1 protein-coding gene is annotated in these 18,187 nt (G+C 72.9%); it reads left to right on the top strand.

Going from position 1 to position 18,187, the window contains the following annotated elements; genetic code table 11:
• Positions 1-17 precede the first annotated feature (17 nt).
• Positions 18-18,035: a type I polyketide synthase gene (locus tag SD37_RS26650; RefSeq protein ID WP_083255320.1), complete on the top strand. Its 18,018-nt coding sequence runs from the start codon at positions 18-20 to the stop codon at positions 18,033-18,035.
• Positions 18,036-18,187: the final 152 nt, after the last annotated feature.

Genomic DNA, 18,187 nt, shown 5'->3' with positions numbered 1-18,187 from the left:
GCCAGATGGGGATGATGATGGGTACGCCTTCCGAAAAAGTCGTCGATGCGCTGAGGGCGTCGCTCAAGGAGACCGGCAGGCTGCGCGAACAGAACCAGCGCCTGCTGGACGCCGCGCGTGAGCCGATCGCCATCGTGGGCATGGCCTGCCGGTACCCCGGCGGGGTCGCTTCGCCGGAAGACCTCTGGCGGCTGCTCGCCGACGGGACCGACGCGGTCGGCGGTTTCCCCGCCGACCGCGGCTGGAAGCTGGCCGAGCTTTACCACCCGGACCCGGACCACGCGGGCACCAGTTACGCCCGCGAAGGCGCGTTCGTCCACGAAGCCGGGCAGTTCGACCCCGGACTGTTCGGCATTTCCCCGCGTGAGGCGCTGGCGATGGACCCCCAGCAGCGGCTGCTGCTGGAGACCTCGTGGGAGGCCTTCGAACGCGCGGGCATCGCCCTCCCTTCGGTGAAGGGCACCCGGACCGGCGTGTTCGCCGGTACCAACAACCAGGACTACGTCTCGTTGCTCGAGAACGGCCCGGACGAGCTGGAAGGCTTCCTCGGCACCGGGAACGCGGCCGCGGTGCTGTCCGGCCGGGTGGCCTACACGTTCGGGCTGGAAGGTCCGGCGGTCACCGTCGACACCGCCTGTTCCTCGTCGCTCGTGGCGCTGCACCTCGCGGTGCAGGCACTGCGCAACGGCGAGTGCGACCTGGCGCTGGCCGCCGGAGTCACCATCATGTCCACCCCGGCGGCGTTCCTGGACTTCAGCCGTCAGCGTGGCCTCGCGGTGGACGGCCGGTGCAAGCCGTTCGCCGAAGCCGCCGACGGCACCGGCTGGGGAGAGGGCGCCGGTGTGCTGCTGGTGGAGCGGCTGTCGGACGCCCGGCGCGCGGGACACCAGGTCCTGGCCGTGGTGCGGGGATCGGCGGTGAACCAGGACGGCGCTTCCAACGGGCTGACCGCGCCGAACGGCCCTTCGCAGCGCCGGGTGATCCGGGCCGCGCTGGCCAACGCCGCGCTCACCGCGTCCGAAGTGGACGTTGTGGAGGCGCACGGCACGGGGACCTCGCTGGGTGACCCCATCGAGGCGCAAGCCTTGCTGGCGACGTATGGCCAGGACCGTGAGCGGCCGTTGTGGCTCGGCGCGGTGAAGTCGAACATCGGTCACACGCAGGCCGCCGCCGGGGTGGCGGGCGTGATCAAGATGGTCATGGCGATGCGGCACGGAGTGCTGCCCAAGTCGCTGCACGTGGACACGCCTTCGTCCAGGGTGGACTGGACGGCCGGTTCGGTGGAGCTGCTCACGGAAGCCACGCCCTGGCCGGAAACCGGGCGCCCGCGGCGGGCGGGGGTCTCGTCCTTCGGCTTCAGCGGCACCAACGCGCACGCGGTGCTGGAACAGGCCCCGGCGGACGACGCCGTGCGGGTCGAGCCCACCGCGCCGTCGGTGGTGCCTTTCGTGCTGTCCGGCAAGACCCCGGCAGCCCTGCGGGCACAGGCCGACCGACTCCTGTCCGTTGTGGACAGTGGGGCGGACCTCGTCGATGTGGCTTTCTCCCTGGTGGCCACCCGCACGGCTCTGGAGCATCGCGCCGTGGTGCTCGGGGACGACCTGACGGCCGGGTTGACGGCGCTGGCAGCGGGAACTTCGACGTCTTCCGTGGTCACCGGGGCGGTTTCCCGTGGCCGTTCGGCGTTTTTGTTCGCGGGTCAGGGTTCGCAGCGGGTGGGTATGGGGGCGGAGCTGTATGCGGAGTTCCCTGTTTTCGCTGAGGCGTTTGATGCGGCGTGTGAGTTCCTGCCGCCTCTAGGGGATCTCGGGCGGACTGAGTTTGCGCAACCGGCGTTGTTCGCTCTTGAGGTTGCGTTGTATCGGCTTGTCGAGTCGTGGGGTGTGCGTCCCGATTTCCTGTTGGGTCATTCGATTGGTGAGATCGCGGCTGCGCATGTTGCTGGGGTGTTCTCTCTGGAGGACGCGGGCAAGTTGGTGTCGGCTCGTGGTCGCCTGATGCAGGCGTTGCCCGCTGGTGGGGTGATGGTCGCGATCGAGGCGACCGAAGGCGAGTTCACGCCGACGTCCGAGTTCGGGATCGCGGCCGTGAACGGTCCGAACTCGGTAGTGATCTCCGGTGCTGAACCTGTGGTTACCCGGATTGCGGAAGAGTTCGCGGCTAAGGGGCGTAAGACGAAGCGTCTTGAGGTGAGTCATGCGTTCCATTCGCCGTTGATGGAGCCGATGCTCGCCGAGTTCGCCGAGGTTCTTGAGAGCATCACGTTCGCTGCACCGCAGATCCCGGTGGTGTCCACTGTGTCCGGTGGTCTCGCCGCGGACCTCGCTTCACCGCAATACTGGCTCGATCACGTTCGTCAGGCAGTGCGCTTCGCCGACGGCGTAGGAATCCTTGCCGCACAGGGTGTGACGTCCTTTCTCGAACTGGGCCCCGATGGGGTGCTGAGCGGGCTGGCGCAAGGCTGCCTGCCGGAGTCGGACGCCCTGTTCGCGCCGATCCTGCGGGCCGACCGGCCCGAGGTCCGCACCGCGATCACCGCGCTGGGCGCGCTCCACACCCGGGGCACCGAGGTGGACTGGACCGCGCTGGTCACCGGGAACCGCGTCGAGCTGCCCACCTACGCCTTCCAGCACGAGCGGTACTGGTTCGATCCGGCCGACGCGGCCGAGACTGGGGCCGGTGCCGACCCGATCGACGCGGAGTTCTGGGCGGCCGTCGAACGGGACGACGTCGAATCGATCGCCACCACGTTCTCCGTCGACGCCGACCAGCCACTGCGCGCCGCACTGCCCGCACTGGCGGCGTGGCGGCACCGTCGGCGGCAGGAAGCCGAGGCGGACTCCTGGGCCTACGAGATCGACTGGCGGCCGCTGACCCCCACGGACCCCGCCGATCCCGACGGCCGCTGGCTGGTGGTGCTGCCCGAGCCGCACCAGGACACGCGGTTGCTGGCGGCCTTCGGTGACCGCGCCGAGGTGCTGGTCCTCACCGGCACCCCGGACCGCGCGGAGCTGGCCGCCCGCCTCGCGGACCTGGCCGGGTTCACCGGCGTACTGTCCAGAATGGATGGTGCGGGCACCTTGGTGCTCCTGCAGGCACTCGGCGACGCCGGGTTCGAAGCGCCGCTCTGGGCGGCGACCCGGCAGGCGGTGTCCGTCGAACCGGCCGACCGGGTTGCCCGGCCGGAAGAGGCTCAGCTCTGGGGCCTCGGCCGGGTGGCCGCGCTGGAACACCCCGACCGCTGGGGCGGGCTGCTCGACCTGCCCGCCGAAGACGACGAACAGACACTTAGGCACACACTGGCCGTCCTGGGCGGCACAGAGGACCAGCTCGCGATCCGGCCGTCGGGTGTGTTCGCCCGCAGGCTGGTCAAAGCCGCCGTGACCACGGGAACCGACCGGTCGTGGCAGCCTCGGGGCACCGTCCTGATCACCGGCGGCACGGGCGCGCTCGGCGCGCAGGTGGCCCGCTGGGCCGCGACCGCCGGAGCCGACCGGCTCGTGCTCGCCGGCCGCCGGGGGCCGGACGCGCCGGGCGCCGCCGAGCTGACGGCGGAACTCCGTGACCTCGGCGCCGAGGTCACGATCCTGGCCTGCGACGTCGCCGACCGCGCCGCGGTGGCGGAACTCGTCGCCACCGCGGGAACGCTGACCGCGGTCGTCCACACCGCCGGGATCCTCGACGACGGTGTGCTCGACAGCCTGACCGCAGACCGCCTCGCCGCCGTGCTGTCCGGCAAGGCGGACGCGGCCCTCCACCTGCACGAACTCACCCGCGACCTCGACCTCGACGCGTTCGTCCTGTTCTCCGCCTTCGCGGGCACGATCGGCAGCGCGGGGCAGGGGAACTACGCGGCCGCGAACGCCGTGCTCGACGCCCTAGCCGAGCAGCGGCGTGCCGATGGCCTGCCCGCCACCGCGATCGCCTGGGGCCCCTGGGCCGGGGCCGGGATGGCCGCCCGCGCGGCGGGCGGTCTCGACGCGCTGGGGCTGCCGTCGATGGCTCCGGACGTCGCGCTCGAAGCGCTCGGCCGGGCCGCCGGGGGAGACAGGGCGGTCACCGTGGTGGCCGATGTGGACTGGGACAGGTTCGCGCCTGCGTTCCGCGCCGGACGGCCCAGCCCGCTGCTGGCCGAACTCGCGCCGGTGCCCGAGGAGACCGGGCCCCGCCTCACCGGGCTGGCCGCCCGCGTCGCCGGTCTCGATCCGGCCGAGCGGGAACGCGTCGTGCTCGCCACCGTCCGCACCGAAGCCGCCGCGGTCCTCGGGTATCCCGATCCGGCGCTGGTGGACTCGGGCAGCGCCTTCCGCGAGCTCGGTTTCGACTCACTGACCGCGGTCGAGCTGCGCAACCGGATCGCCACCGCGACCGGTCTGAAACTGCCGAGCAGCCTGGTTTTCGACTATCCGACCCCCGCCGCGCTCGCCGCGCATCTGCTGGCGGGACTTCTCGGCGCCGAGGCGGAAACCCCCACGGCGGTCGCCGCGCCCGCCGTCACCGACGAGCCCATCGCGATCGTCGCGATGGCCTGCCGGTTCCCCGGCGGGGTCGCGACCCCGGAGGACTTCTGGCAGCTGCTCGTCGACGGCCGCGACGCGATGACCGGCTTCCCCGCCGACCGCGGCTGGGACCTCGGCCCGCTCCGGACGGGTGCCTCCACCGCGCTGAACGGCGCCTTCCTCGATGACGTCGCCGGATTCGAGCCCCGCTTCTTCGGGATCTCCCCGCGCGAGGCGCTGGCGATGGACCCGCAGCAGCGGCTGCTGCTGGAGACCTCGTGGGAGGCCTTCGAACGTGCCCGCATCGCGCCGGATTCGGTCCGTGGCAAGCGGATCGGCGTGTTCGCCGGTACCAACGGCCAGGATTACGTCGCGCTGGTGGACCAGGGCGGCGAGGAGACCGAGGGATACCTGGGTACCGGCAACTCCGCCAGCGTGCTGTCCGGCCGGGTGGCCTACACCTTCGGGCTGGAAGGCCCGGCGGTCACCGTCGACACCGCCTGCTCGTCGTCGCTCGTGGCGCTGCATCTCGCGACGCAGGCACTTCGTGGCGGCGAATGCGAGATGGCGCTGGTCGGCGGCGTGACGGTCATGTCGACACCGAGCGCCTTCGCCGAGTTCAGCGCACAGGGCGGACTCGCCGCGGACGGCCGTTGCAAACCTTTCGCGGCCGCCGCCGACGGCACCGGCTGGGGTGAAGGCGTGGGCATGCTCCTGGTGGAGCGGCTGTCCGACGCCCGCCGGCACGGCCGCCGGATCCTGGCCGTCGTCCGCGGCAGCGCGGTCAACTCCGACGGCGCCTCGAACGGGTTCACCGCGCCGAACGGTCCCTCGCAGCAGCGCGTGATCCGCGCCGCGCTGGCGAACGCGGGGCTGCGACCGTCCGAAGTGGACGTTGTCGAAACACACGGCACCGGTACCGAACTGGGCGACCCGATCGAAGCGCAGGCACTGCTCGCCACCTACGGGCAGGACCGCGAGGAGCCGTTGCTGCTCGGCGCGGTGAAGTCCAATATCGGTCACACCCAGGCGGCGGCGGGCGTGGCGGGCGTGATCAAGACGGTGCTCGCCCTGCGGCACGGCACGCTGCCGCGCACGCTGCACTTCGACGGGCCCAGCCCGCACGTCGACTGGTCGGCGGGCCGGGTTTCCGTGGTGGACCGGACGCGGGCCTGGCCCGAAACCGGCCGTCCGCGCCGGGCCGGGGTCTCCTCGTTCGGCCTGAGCGGTACCAACGCGCACACCGTGCTCGAACAGGCGCCCGCCGAGGTCCTGGCCGAGACCGTGCCGGAGCGGCCGGATCTCCCAGGTCTCCTCGCTCTGCCGCTGTCCGGCAAGACACCGGACGGACTGAGGGCGCAGGCGAGCAGGCTCCGCGAGAACGTGACCGACGCGGAAGACCTCGTGGCCACCGCGTATTCGCTCGCCGTGACCCGATCGGCACTGGACGAGCGGGCCGTGGTCCTCGGCGCCGACCGTGACGAGCTGCTGGCCGGTCTGGACGCGCTCGCGGAGGCCAAGTCGTCGGCGCAGGTGATCCGCGGCTCGGCCGCGCCGGGCGGGGGCGCCTTCCTCTTCACCGGACAGGGCGCGCAGCGGCCGGGCATGGGTCGTGAGCTGTACCAGCGTTTCCCCGTCTTCGCGAAGGCGTTCGACGAGGTGTGCGAGAACGTCGACGGCCTGCTCGACCGCCCGCTGCGCGAAGTGGTTTTCGCCGCCGCCGGGACACCGGAGGCGGATCTGCTCGACCAGACCGGCTACACCCAGGTCGCGCTGTTCGCCGTCGAGGTCGCGCTGTTCCGCCTCACCGAGTCCTTCGGCATCCGGCCGGACGTCCTCCTCGGCCACTCGGTCGGTGAGATCGCCGCCGCGCACGTGTCCGGGGTGCTGTCGCTCGCGGACGCGTGCAAGCTGGTTGCCGCTCGCGGCAGGCTGATGCAGGCACTTCCCTCCGGGGGCGCCATGGCGGCGCTCGAAGCGACCGAGACCGAGGTGCTCGCCCTGCTCTCCGGCGACGTGGGCATCGCCGCGCTCAACGGCCCACTGTCCACTGTGGTCTCCGGAGCCGAAACCGACGTCGACGCCGTGGTCGCGCGGCTCGCGGCGACCGGGCGCAAGACCCGGCGCCTGCGGGTGAGCCATGCCTTCCACTCGCCGTTGATGGAACCGATGCTCGAAGACTTCGCCGAAGTGCTGCGAGGGCTGCACTTCGGCGAGCCCACCATTCCCGTGGTGTCCAACGTGACGGGCGAACCGGCGACCGCGCTGGGCGTCGAATACTGGCTCGCCCATGTCCGTCAGGCCGTGCGGTTCGCCGACGGCGTCGCCGTGCTGCGGGACCGGGGTATCTCGACGGTGGTCGAGCTGGGACCGGACGGCGTGCTGTCCGCGATGGCGAAGGAAACCCTGCCGGACGTCACGTACCTGCCGGTGCTGCGCAAGGACCGGCCCGAGGGGAACTCGCTGTTCGCCGCGCTCGCCGGGCTGCAGGTTCGCGGGCGGACACCGGATTGGGCCGCGATCTACCCCGGCGCGGGCCTTGTCGATCTCCCGACCTACGCCTTCCAGCGGGAGCGGTTCTGGCTCGACACCCCGGCCGCGGCAGGCCACGCGGGCGAGCCCGTCGACGCCCGGTTCTGGGAGGCGGTGGAGCGGGCCGACCTCGACTCGCTGGCCGCGACCCTTCAGATCCGCGGCGAGGACCGCGAGCCGCTGCGTTCGCTGCTGCCTTCGCTCTCGGCTTGGCACCGTCGCCGGTCCGACCTCGCCGAGACCGCGGGCTGGCGCTACCGGATCGCCTGGGAACCGTTGTCCGGCGGCGAAAACGCCCCGTCCGGCTCCTGGCTCGTGGTGCTTCCCAGTGGATATGAGACGACGGAGCCGGCACTGGCCGTCGTGGCCGCCCTGCCCGGCGCCCGGACGGTGCGCCTGACCCCGGCCGAACTTGACCGCGAAGCCCTCGCGGGTGTGCTGCGCGAACACGCCCCGGACGGTGTGGTGTCCCTGCTCGGCCTCGCCGACTGGGGTGTCGCCGGATCCCTGGTGCTGTTCCAAGCGCTGTCGGGGCTCGATACGAGGATCTGGGCGGTGACCAGGGGCGCGGTCTCGGTGTCCCCGGCCGATGGGCCGCCCGACCCGGTCGCCGCGCAGCTGTGGGGTATCGCCAGGGTCGCCGCGCTCGAACTGCCCGCCGTCTGGGGCGGGATCATCGACCTTCCCGCCGACGGGAGTCCACTGGCCGCCGAGGCGATGTCGCTGCTCGGCGGAACCGAGGACCAGGTCGCGGTCCGGCCGTCGGGACGCTTCACCCGCAGGCTCGTCCGCGCGGCGCCGTCCGGCGAGGAGGCACCGGTCTGGCGGCCGTCGGGCACCGTGCTGGTCACCGGCGGCACCGGCGCGCTCGGTGCCCAGGTGGCCCGGTGGCTCGCCGGCCGCGGCGCCGAACACCTGGTGCTCTGCGGTCGTCGCGGCGCGCGGGCCGAAGGCGCGGCCGAACTCGCCGACGAACTCCGCGCGCTCGGCAGCGCGGTCACGCTGGCCGCCTGCGACGTCGCCGACCGCGCCGCGGTGGAGGGGCTCCTGCGCGGGCTCGCCGACGACGGCACCCCGGTGCGGGCGGTCGTGCACGCGGCGGGTGTGCCGCAGCTGACCGCGCTGGCCGACACCGATCCCGCCGAGTTCGCCGAGGTGGTGGCCGCCAAGGTGGCGGGTGCTCGCCACCTGCACGAACTCGCCGGGGACCTGGACGCCTTCGTGGTCTTCTCCTCGATCGCCGCCACCTGGGGCAGTGCGGGGCAAAGCGGTTACGCCGCGGCCAACGCCTACCTCGACGCGCTGGTGGAACTGCGCCGGGGCCAGGGGCTCAGCGGCACGTCGGTGGCGTGGGGCCCGTGGGCGGGCGACGGCATGGCCGCCGGCGAGGCCGGGGCGCAGCTGCAGCGGCTCGGCCTGACCGGGCTGGCGCCGGAGCTGGCCACCGCGGCGCTCGGGTACGCGCTCGACCACGACGAGGTCACCGTCACCGTCGCGGACGTCGACTGGCCGCGGTTCGTCCCGGTGTTCACCGCGCACCGGCCCAGTCCGCTGCTGGCGGCCGTGACCGAGGCCGGCACCGTCGCCGAACCGGCCGAGTCGGCGCTCTCCACGCGGGTGCGGGCACTGCCCGAAGCCGCCCGCCAGGAGTTCTTGCTGGACCTGGTCCGCACCGAGGCCGCCGCCGTGCTCGGTTACGCCGGTCCCGACGCCGTTTCCGCCGGTTCGTCGTTCCGCGAACTGGGCTTCGACTCGCTCACCGCCGTCGAGCTGCGCGATCGCCTGACCGAGGCGACCGCGCTCAAGCTCACCGCGACCCTCGTGTTCGACTATCCGACACCCGAGGCGCTGGCCGGGTACCTGCGCACCGAACTGTCCGGCGGCACCACGGCCGCCACCACCGCGGTGAGCAGGACGGCCACGGTGACCGACGAGCCGATCGCCATCGTGGGCATCGGCTGCCGGTTCCCCGGCGGGGTCGCCTCGCCGTCGGACCTGTGGGCGCTGCTGGCCGAAGGCGGCGACGCGGTCTCCGCCTTCCCCACCGATCGCGGCTGGCAGCCGGACGCCGGTTACGCCCACGAGGGCGGGTTCCTCCACGACGCGGCCGGGTTCGACGCCGAGTTCTTCGGGATCTCCCCGCGTGAGGCGCTGGCGATGGATCCGCAGCAGCGGATCCTGCTGGAGACCTCCTGGGAGGCGTTCGAGCACGCCGGTATCGACGTCTCGACGCTGAGGGGCAGCCGGACCGGAGTATTCGTCGGCGCGGGCCCGCAGGGTTACGGCGTCGGGGCGGGAGACCTGCCGGACGCCGTGGAGAGCCACCTCATGATCGGCACCACGCCGAGCGTGGTGTCGGGCCGGGTCGCCTACTCCTTCGGGCTGGAAGGCCCGGCGGTCACGGTGGACACCGCCTGCTCGTCGTCGCTGGTCGCGCTGCACTGGGCCGCGCAAGCGCTCCGGCAGGGGGAGTGCGAGCTGGCGCTCGCCGGCGGGGTGACCATCATGTCGACGCCGACCGCGTTCGAAGGGTTCAGCGCGCAGGGCGGGCTGGCCGCGGACGGCCGCTGCAAGGCGTTCTCCGAGGGCGCGGACGGCACCGGCTGGGGTGAAGGTGCCGGGATGCTGCTCGTGGAGCGGCTGTCGGACGCCGAGCGTCACGGCCACCGGGTCCTGGCGGTGGTGCGCGGGAGCGCGATCAACTCCGATGGCGCGTCGAACGGGCTGACGGCACCGAACGGTCCGTCCCAGCAGCGGGTGATCCGTGAGGCTTTGGCGAGTGCGGGTCTGGCACCGTCCGATGTGGACGCTGTCGAGGCGCACGGTACGGGTACCGCGCTGGGTGACCCGATCGAGGCGCAGGCGTTGTTGGCGACCTACGGCCAGGACCGGGATCAGCCGTTGTGGCTGGGTTCGGTGAAGTCCAACCTCGGCCACACGCAGGCCGCGGCGGGCGTCGCGGGCGTCATCAAGATGGTCATGGCGATGCGGCACGGTTCGCTCCCGAAGACCCTGCACGCCGCGGAGCCGACCTCCCGGGTCGACTGGTCGGCGGGCGCTGTCTCCCTGCTGACCGAAGCCCGCGACTGGCCGGACGACGGCCGGCCGCGTCGCGCCGGGGTGTCTTCGTTCGGTATCAGCGGCACGAACGCGCACATCATCCTGGAGCAGGCGCCGCCGGCGGCGGCACCGGAGCCCGCGCGTTCGCCCTCGGTGGTGCCGTGGGTTCTCTCCGCCAAGAGTGAGCAAGCCCTGCGGGCACAGGCGGTCCGGCTCCGGTCCATTGTGGACGATCTGACGGCGGCACCGGCGGACGTCGCCAACGTCCTCGCCACCGGACGGTCGGCACTGCCGTACCGGTCGGTGGTGCTCGGCGGCGACCGTGCCGAACTCGCGCGCGCCCTCGACGTCCTGGCCGCGGGCGAGTCCGCCGCCGGGGTGGTGCGCGGGGAACAGGGCAAGGGCAAGGTCGCCTTCCTGTTCACCGGGCAGGGTTCGCAGCGCCTGGGCATGGGCCGCGAACTGGCCGCGGAGTTCCCGGTGTTCGCCGAGCACTTCGGGCTGGTCTGCGCGGGGCTGGACGAGCTGCTCGGCGGGTCGGTGGCCGAGGTGACGTACGCCGGTGGCGACCTGCTGGACCAGACCATGCACGCTCAGGCGGCGTTGTTCGCCGTCGAGGTCGCGCTGTTCCGGCTCGCCGAGTCCTGGGGAGTGCGGCCGGACTACCTGATGGGGCACTCCGTCGGCGAGATCGCCGCCGCGCACGTGTCCGGGGTGCTTTCGCTCACGGACGCCTGCAAACTGGTGGCCGCCCGCGGGAAGCTCATGCAGGCCTTGCCGTCCGGCGGGGCGATGGTGGCCGTGGAGGCCACCGAAGACGAGATCCTGCCGCTGCTGAGCGGAGCCGAGGAGCACGCCGGCATCGCCGCGGTGAACGGCCCCCGCGCCGCGGTGCTGTCCGGCACGGAAGAGGTGGTACTGCGCGTCGCGGCCGAGCTCGCGGAGCGGGGCCACCGGACCAAGCGCCTCCGGGTCAGCCACGCGTTCCATTCCCCGCTGATGGAGCCGATGCTGCCCGAGTTCCGCGCGGTGCTGGAGACCCTGACGTTCGGTGTCGCGGAGATCCCCGTGGTGTCGAACCTGACCGGCGCGGTCACCGACGACCTCGCCTCGCCTGGCTATTGGCTGGCGCACGTACGCCAGGCCGTCCGGTTCGCCGACGGCGTGCGGACGCTGCACGGCCTCGGGGTCACGACCTTCCTGGAGGCCGGCCCGGACAGCACGCTCAGCACGGCCGCGCGGGACTGCCTGCCCGACGCCACCGGGATGGACTTCATCCCGCTGTCGCACCGGGACCGGCCCGAGGTGCGCACCGCGGTGACCGCGCTCGCCCGGCTGCACGTGCGGGGCGTGGACGTTCGCTGGAGCAGTGTCGTCGGCGGTGCCCGGCCGGAGCTGCCGACCTACGCCTTCCAGCGGGAGCGGTATTGGCTGACCGCCGCCGCACCCGCCCCGGCGGGCCGGGGAGACGGCGACCCGGCGTTCTGGGAAGCGGTGGACCGTGAGGACACCGCGGCGGTGGCCGCCTCGTTGCGGGTCGGCGAGGAGGAACTCGCGACGGTGCTGCCCGCGTTGTCCGCGTGGCGACGGCGTGGCACCGAAAAGTCCACTGTGGACTCCTGGCGGTACCGGGCGGACTGGCGGCCGGTGTCCCAGCCCGCCGGTCCGCCGTCCGGCCGGTGGCTGGTCGCGTTCCCCGAAGGACTTCAGGACGATGAAGCCGTCAGCGGCCTGCTGTCGGCGCTGGGTGCGCACGCGGTGCCCTTCGGCCTGACCGAAACCGATCGCGAAACCCTCGCCGACAGCCTTCGCAACGCCGGTGAGGGACTGACCGGCGTGGTCTCGTTGCTGAGCTTGGCGGGCGAGGGGGTGCTCACGTCCATCGCGTTCGTCCAGGCGCTGAACGACGCGGGGATCACCGCGCCCTGCTGGGCGCTCACCCGGGGCGCGGTGTCGACGGGACCGTCGGACCGCGTCGCGGATCCCGCGCAGGCACAGACCTGGGGTCTCGGCCGGGTGGCCGGGCTCGAGCAACCGGCGCGCTGGGGCGGTCTCCTCGACCTGCCGGCCAAGGCCGACGACCGGACCTTCGCCCAGGTGCTCGGCGCGCTGGCCGGGGCCGAGGACCAGCTCGCGATCCGGCCGTCCGGGGTCTTCGCCCGGCGGCTGGTCCGGGCCGCCGATCCGGTGGAGACCGGCTGGCGGCCGAGCGGGACCGTGCTGGTCACCGGCGGCACCGGCGCGCTGGGCGCGCGGGTCGCCCGCTGGGCCGCCGAGGGCGGTGCCCGCCACCTCGTGCTGACCAGCCGCCGTGGCCCCGCCGCCCCGGGGAGCGCGGCGCTGGAAGCCGAACTCCGCGCGCTCGGCGCCGAGGTGACCATCGCCGCCTGCGACGTCACCGACCGGGAAGCCGTGGCCGCTCTGCTGCGCGAGCACCCGGTGTCCGCCGTGGTGCACACCGCCGGGGTACTCGACGACGGCATGCTGGACAGCTTGACGGCCGAACGAGTCGACGCGGTTTTGAAGTCCAAAGTGGAGGGTGCGCGGATCCTGCACGAGCTGACCGGTGACCTGGACGCCTTCGTGGTCTTCTCGGCCTTCGCCGGTGCGGTGGGGAGTGCCGGGCAGGCGGCGTACGCCGCCGCGAACGCCCACCTCGACGCGTTGATGGAGCAGCGCCACGCCGACGGCCTGCCGGGCACCGCCATCGCGTGGGGTCCGTGGGCGGGCGACGGGATGGCCGCCGGGGTCGCCGCCGGACTCGGCGCGCTCGGCCTGCCGGGGATGGAACCCGAGCTGGCGGTGCAGGCACTCGGGGTCAGTGTGGCCGCCGGGCGGCCGTCGGTGATCGTGGCCGACGTGGACTGGGCCCGGTTCGCGCCGTTGTTCAGCGGCACCCGTACCGCCCGGCTGCTGGCCGAGTTGCCGGAGGCGGCGATCGCCGGAACCGGGGAACCGGCCGAAGCGGCGCCGGGGTTGCTCGACGGCAAGCTCGCCGGGCTTTCCCGGTCGCGGCAGGAAACCGTGCTGATGGACCTCGTGCGGGCCGAAGCCGCCGCAGTGCTCGGATATCCCGGACGGGACTCGGTGGCGCCCGACCGGGCCTTCCGCGACCTCGGGTTCGACTCCCTGACCGCGGTGGAGCTGCGGAACTCCTTGGAGGCCGCCACCGGGCTGCCGCTGCCGAGCAGTCTCGTCTTCGACTACCCGACGCCGTCGGTGCTGTCGGCCTGGCTGTGCGCCGAACTCGTCGGCGACACCGCGGCCGTGGCCGAACCCGCCGTGGTCACCGGACGGGCCGACGAGCCGATCGCGATCGTCGGCATCGGCTGCCGGTTCCCCGGCGGGGTCCGCTCGCCGGAGCAGTTCTGGAGCCTGATCGCCGACGGCCGTGACGCCGTCGGCGGTTTCCCCACCGATCGCGGCTGGGATCTGGACCGGCTGCACCACTCTGGCGACGGGTCCTCCGACGCCAAGGAGGGCGCGTTCCTGCACGGCGCCAGTGAGTTCGATCCGGCGTTCTTCGGGATCTCCCCGAGGGAGGCGCTGGGGATGGACCCGCAGCAGCGGTTGGTGCTGGAGACCTCGTGGGAGGCCTTCGAACGGGCCGGGGTCGACCCGGAGTCCGTGCGGGGCAGCCGGACCGGGGTGTTCGTCGGCTCCAACGGCCAGGACTACCTGACGCTGGTGCTGGAGGCCGAGGAGAACCTCGAGGGCTACCGCGGCACCGGCAACTCGGCCAGCGTGATGTCCGGCCGCGTCGCCTACGCGCTGGGGCTGGAGGGACCGGCGGTCACCGTCGACACGGCGTGCTCGTCGTCGCTGGTCGCGCTGCACTGGGCCGTGCAGGCCCTGCGCGCCGGGGAGTGCGAGCTGGCGCTGGCAGGCGGGGTCACGGTGATGTCGACGCCGGGCGCGTTCGTGGAGTTCTCCGCGCAGGGCGGGCTCGCGGGTGACGGCCGGTGCAAGGCGTTCGCCGAGGGCGCGAACGGCACCGGCTGGGGCGAGGGCGTCGGGATGCTGCTCGTGGAGCGGCTGTCGGACGCCGAACGCCACGGTCATCCCGTGCTGGCGCTGGTGCGCGGGAGCGCGATCAACTCCGACGGCGCGTCGAACGGGTTGACCGCGCCCAACGGACCTTCGCAGCAGCGGGTGATCCGCGCGGCGCTGACGAGTGCGGGGCTCTCACCGTCCGATGTGGACATGGTGGAGGCGCACGGCACAGGCACCGCGCTGGGCGACCCGATCGAGGCGCAAGCGCTGCTGGCGACCTACGGGCAGGACCGGGAGCAGCCGCTGTGGCTGGGCTCGGTGAAGTCCAACATCGGCCACACGCAGGCCGCGGCGGGCGTCGCCGGGATCATCAAGGCCGTCATGGCGATGCGGCACGGCCTGCTGCCGAAGACGCTGCACGTGGACGAGCCCACCTCGCAGGTGGACTGGTCGGCCGGTGCGGTGTCGCTGCTGACCGAGGCCCGGCCGTGGGAGGAGAACGGACGTCCCCGGCGCGCGGCGGTCTCGTCGTTCGGGATCAGCGGGACCAACGCCCACACCATTCTCGAACAGGCTCCGCCGGTCCCGGCGTCGGCGCCCGCCGTGCCGTCCGAACCGTCGGCCGCCGTGCCATGGGTGCTCTCCGCCCGTGACGAGTCCGCGCTGCGGGCGAGGGCCGCCGAACTCAAGTCCTTTGTGGAGTCCGGTGCGCCCGAGGTCGCGGACGTCGCCTTCTCGCTGGCCGCCCACCGGTCCGCGATGGACCATCGCGCCGTGGTGATCGGCGGGGACCGGGCCGAGTTGGTGCGGGCGCTCGACGTCGTCGCCGAAGGTGGCTCGGCGCCCGGGATCGCCCGCGGTGTGGTCTCCACCGGCCGGACCGCGTTCCTGTGCACCGGGCAGGGTTCACAGCGGCCGGGGATGGGCCGCGAGCTGAGCACGGAGTTCCCGGTGTTCGCGGAGGCGCTCGCCGAGGTCTGCGCGGAGTTCGACCGGTACCTGGACCTGCCGCTGCTCGAGGTGATGCTGAGCGATCCCGCTTCGCTGAACCGGACGGAGTACACCCAGGCGGCCCTGTTCGCCCTCGAAACCGCGCTCTTCCGCCTGCTGGAGTCGTGGGGGGTGCGGCCCGATTTCCTGCTGGGGCACTCCGTCGGGGAACTCGTCGCGGCCCATGTGTCCGGGGTGTTCTCGCTGGCGGACGCCTGCAAACTGGTGGCCGCGCGCGGCAGGCTGATGCAGGCACTGCCTTCGGGTACCGACGGCGGGGGAGCGATGGTCGCCGTCGAGGCGACCGAGGACGAGGTACGGGCCCTGCTGGAGGCGGGCGGGGGCGCGGTCGACATCGCCGCGATCAACGGCCCGCGGTCCGTGGTGCTCTCCGGCGCCGACGCCGCGGTTTCCGAAGTGGCCGGTGAGTTCGCCGGACAGGGCCGCAAGACCAAGCGGCTGGTGGTGAGCCACGCGTTCCACTCCTCGCTGATGGAGCCGATGCTCGAAGAGTTCGCCCGCGTCCTCGACACGATCGACTTCCACGAGCCCGAGATCCCGGTGGTGTCCAACGTGACCGGCTCGCTCGGCGGCGAGCTGGCCACGCCCGCTTACTGGGTTTCGCACGTCCGCGAGGCCGTGCGCTTCGCCGACGGGGTGGCGACACTGGCCGCCGAGGGGGTGACGAAGTTCGTGGAACTCGGGCCGGACGGCGTGCTGACCGCGATGGCACAAGGCTGTCTGCCCGACGGGGAACCGCTGTTCGTACCGGTGCTGCGTGGCGACCGGCCGGAGGCGCGGACCGCCGTGACGGCCGTCGCGGCGCTCTACGCCCACGGCGCGGCGGTGAACTGGTCCGCGTTCGTCGAGGGCGACCGGGTCGACCTGCCCACTTATCCGTTCCGGCGGGACCGGTACTGGGTTTCCCCCGCCGTATCCGGCCAGGTCGCGGCGGACGCGGTGGACGAGCGGTTCTGGGCGGCGGTGGACACCGGGGATCTCGAATCGCTGACCGGCCTGACGGCGGCGAGTGGCGACCAGTCGCTGAGCAGTGTGCTGCCGGCGCTCTCCGCCTGGCGGCGCGGGCAGCGGGAGTCCTCCGTGGTCCAGGGCTGGCGCTACCGCGTCGGCTGGACGCCGGTCACCGCCACCGGTGGCAGGCCGCCGGGCCGGTGGGTGGTGGCCTGCGAGGCCACCGACCAGGCGGCGACCGCGCTCGCCACCGCACTGGACGCCGAGCTGATCTCCGGCGTGACCGGCCGTGACGGCTGGGCCGCGAGGCTCACCGAAGCCGGCGCGGACGGCGTACTGTCCTTTTTGGACGCCACCGCCACGTTGGCCCTGGTGCAGGCGATGGTGGACATCGAGAGTGCGGGCAAGGTGTGGGCCGTCACCCAGGGGGCGGTGTCCACCGGCCCGGCGGACCGGGCGGACGCTCCGGAGCAGGCGCTGGTGTGGGGCCTGGGCCGGGTTGTGGCACTGGAGCGGCCCGAGGTGTGGGGTGGCGTCGTCGACCTGCCCGCCGACTTCGGCGACGACACGGTGACCACCTTGCTCGGGTTGCTGGCCGACGGGACCGAGGATCAGGTGGCGGTGCGGCCCGGCGGCGTGTTCGCCCGGCGGCTGACGCCTGCCTCTCCGGCGGTTTCCGGGCCTTGGCGGGTTTCCGGTACGGCGCTGGTGACCGGCGGCACGGGCGCTCTCGGCGGGCACGTCGCCCGGTTGCTCGCCCGGCGTGGCGCCGGCCACCTGGTACTGGTGAGCCGCCGTGGCGCGGAGTCCCCCGGTGCCGAGGAGCTGGCGGCCGAGCTGCGGGACCTCGGCGCCGAGGTCACCCTGGCCGCCTGCGACGTCGCGGACCGGGCAGCGACGGCCACCCTGCTCGACGGTCTGCCGGATCTCTCGGTCGTCGTGCACGCCGCGGGGCTGGCGCAGTCGACGGCGTTGCCGGACTGCACCGAGGCGGAGTTCGCGGCGGTGATCTCCGCGAAGGTCGACGGTGCGGTGAACCTGCACGAGCTCACGAGGGAAAGGCCGCTCTCCGACTTCGTGGTGTTCTCGTCGATCGCGGCCACCTGGGGAAGCGGCGGGCAGAGCGGTTACGCGGCCGCGAACGCGTTCCTCGACGCCCTGATCGAGCAGCGGCGCGCCGACGGGCTCCCGGGGCTGGCGGTCGCCTGGGGTCCCTGGGCGGGCGGCGGCATGGCCGAGGGCGAGGCAGGCGAGGGCCTGGCGAAGCGGGGCTTGCGGGCACTGGACCCGGAGCGCGCGCTGACCGCGCTGGAGCAGGCGCGGGAAGACGTCACGGTGACCGTCGCCGATGTGGACTGGAACCGGTTCGCGCCGGTGTTCACCACGCGGCGGCCGAGCCGGCTGCTCACCGGCCTGCCTGAGGTCCGCGAGCTTGTCGAGGACACTGCCGTGGTGGACGAAGACAGCTCGGCAGGCCTCCGCGACAAGCTGGCCGGGCTGGAACCGGCCGAGCGGTCCAGGACCGTGCTCGAACTGGTGCGGGCCGAAGCGGCGACGGTGCTCGGGTACGGCGGCCCCGAGGCGATCGAACCGGGCCGGGCGTTCCGCGAGCTGGGGTTCGACTCGCTGACCGCGGTGGATCTGCGCAACCAGCTGCGGGCCGCCACCGGGCTCACGTTGCCCGCCACGCTGGTCTTCGACTACCCGAAGCCCGCGGTGCTGGCCGACTACCTGCTGGCACAGCTGGGGTCCGGCGAAGACTCGGGCGTGGACAGCCTGTTCGGGCAGCTGGACCAGCTCGACGCCACCCTGGCACGGCTGGCGGCCGACCCGGAGGTGCTCGGCTCGGTCACCGCCCGGCTGAACGCCGCGCTGGCGAGGTTGACCGGCGACGGCGACACCGCGGAGGAGACGGCGGTCGCCGACCTGCTGGACGATGCCTCGGACGACGAGATCTTCGCGTTCATCAACAACGAGCTCGGCAGGTGAGGGCGTTCCCGCGGGCGAATTCCTCCGGGAATTCGCCCGCGGGGAAATCGTGAAAACAATTGTTCGCGCTATGCTTTTCCGGAAATGGAAATCGGGAATAACGGTGAACAATGCGCAGGTCGTCGGCCTGTGTCGCTGATGTGCGGTACCTA

The organism is Amycolatopsis orientalis, assembly GCF_000943515.2.
GTDB lineage: Bacteria > Actinomycetota > Actinomycetes > Mycobacteriales > Pseudonocardiaceae > Amycolatopsis > Amycolatopsis orientalis.
This window is presented reverse-complemented; position numbering and strand designations above follow the sequence as displayed.

Excerpts from the sequence above, each read along its gene's own strand:
- SD37_RS26650 (WP_083255320.1), top strand. The coding sequence starts at position 18 with ATGGGTACGCCTTCCGAAAAAGTCGTCGATGCGCTGAGGGCGTCGCTC.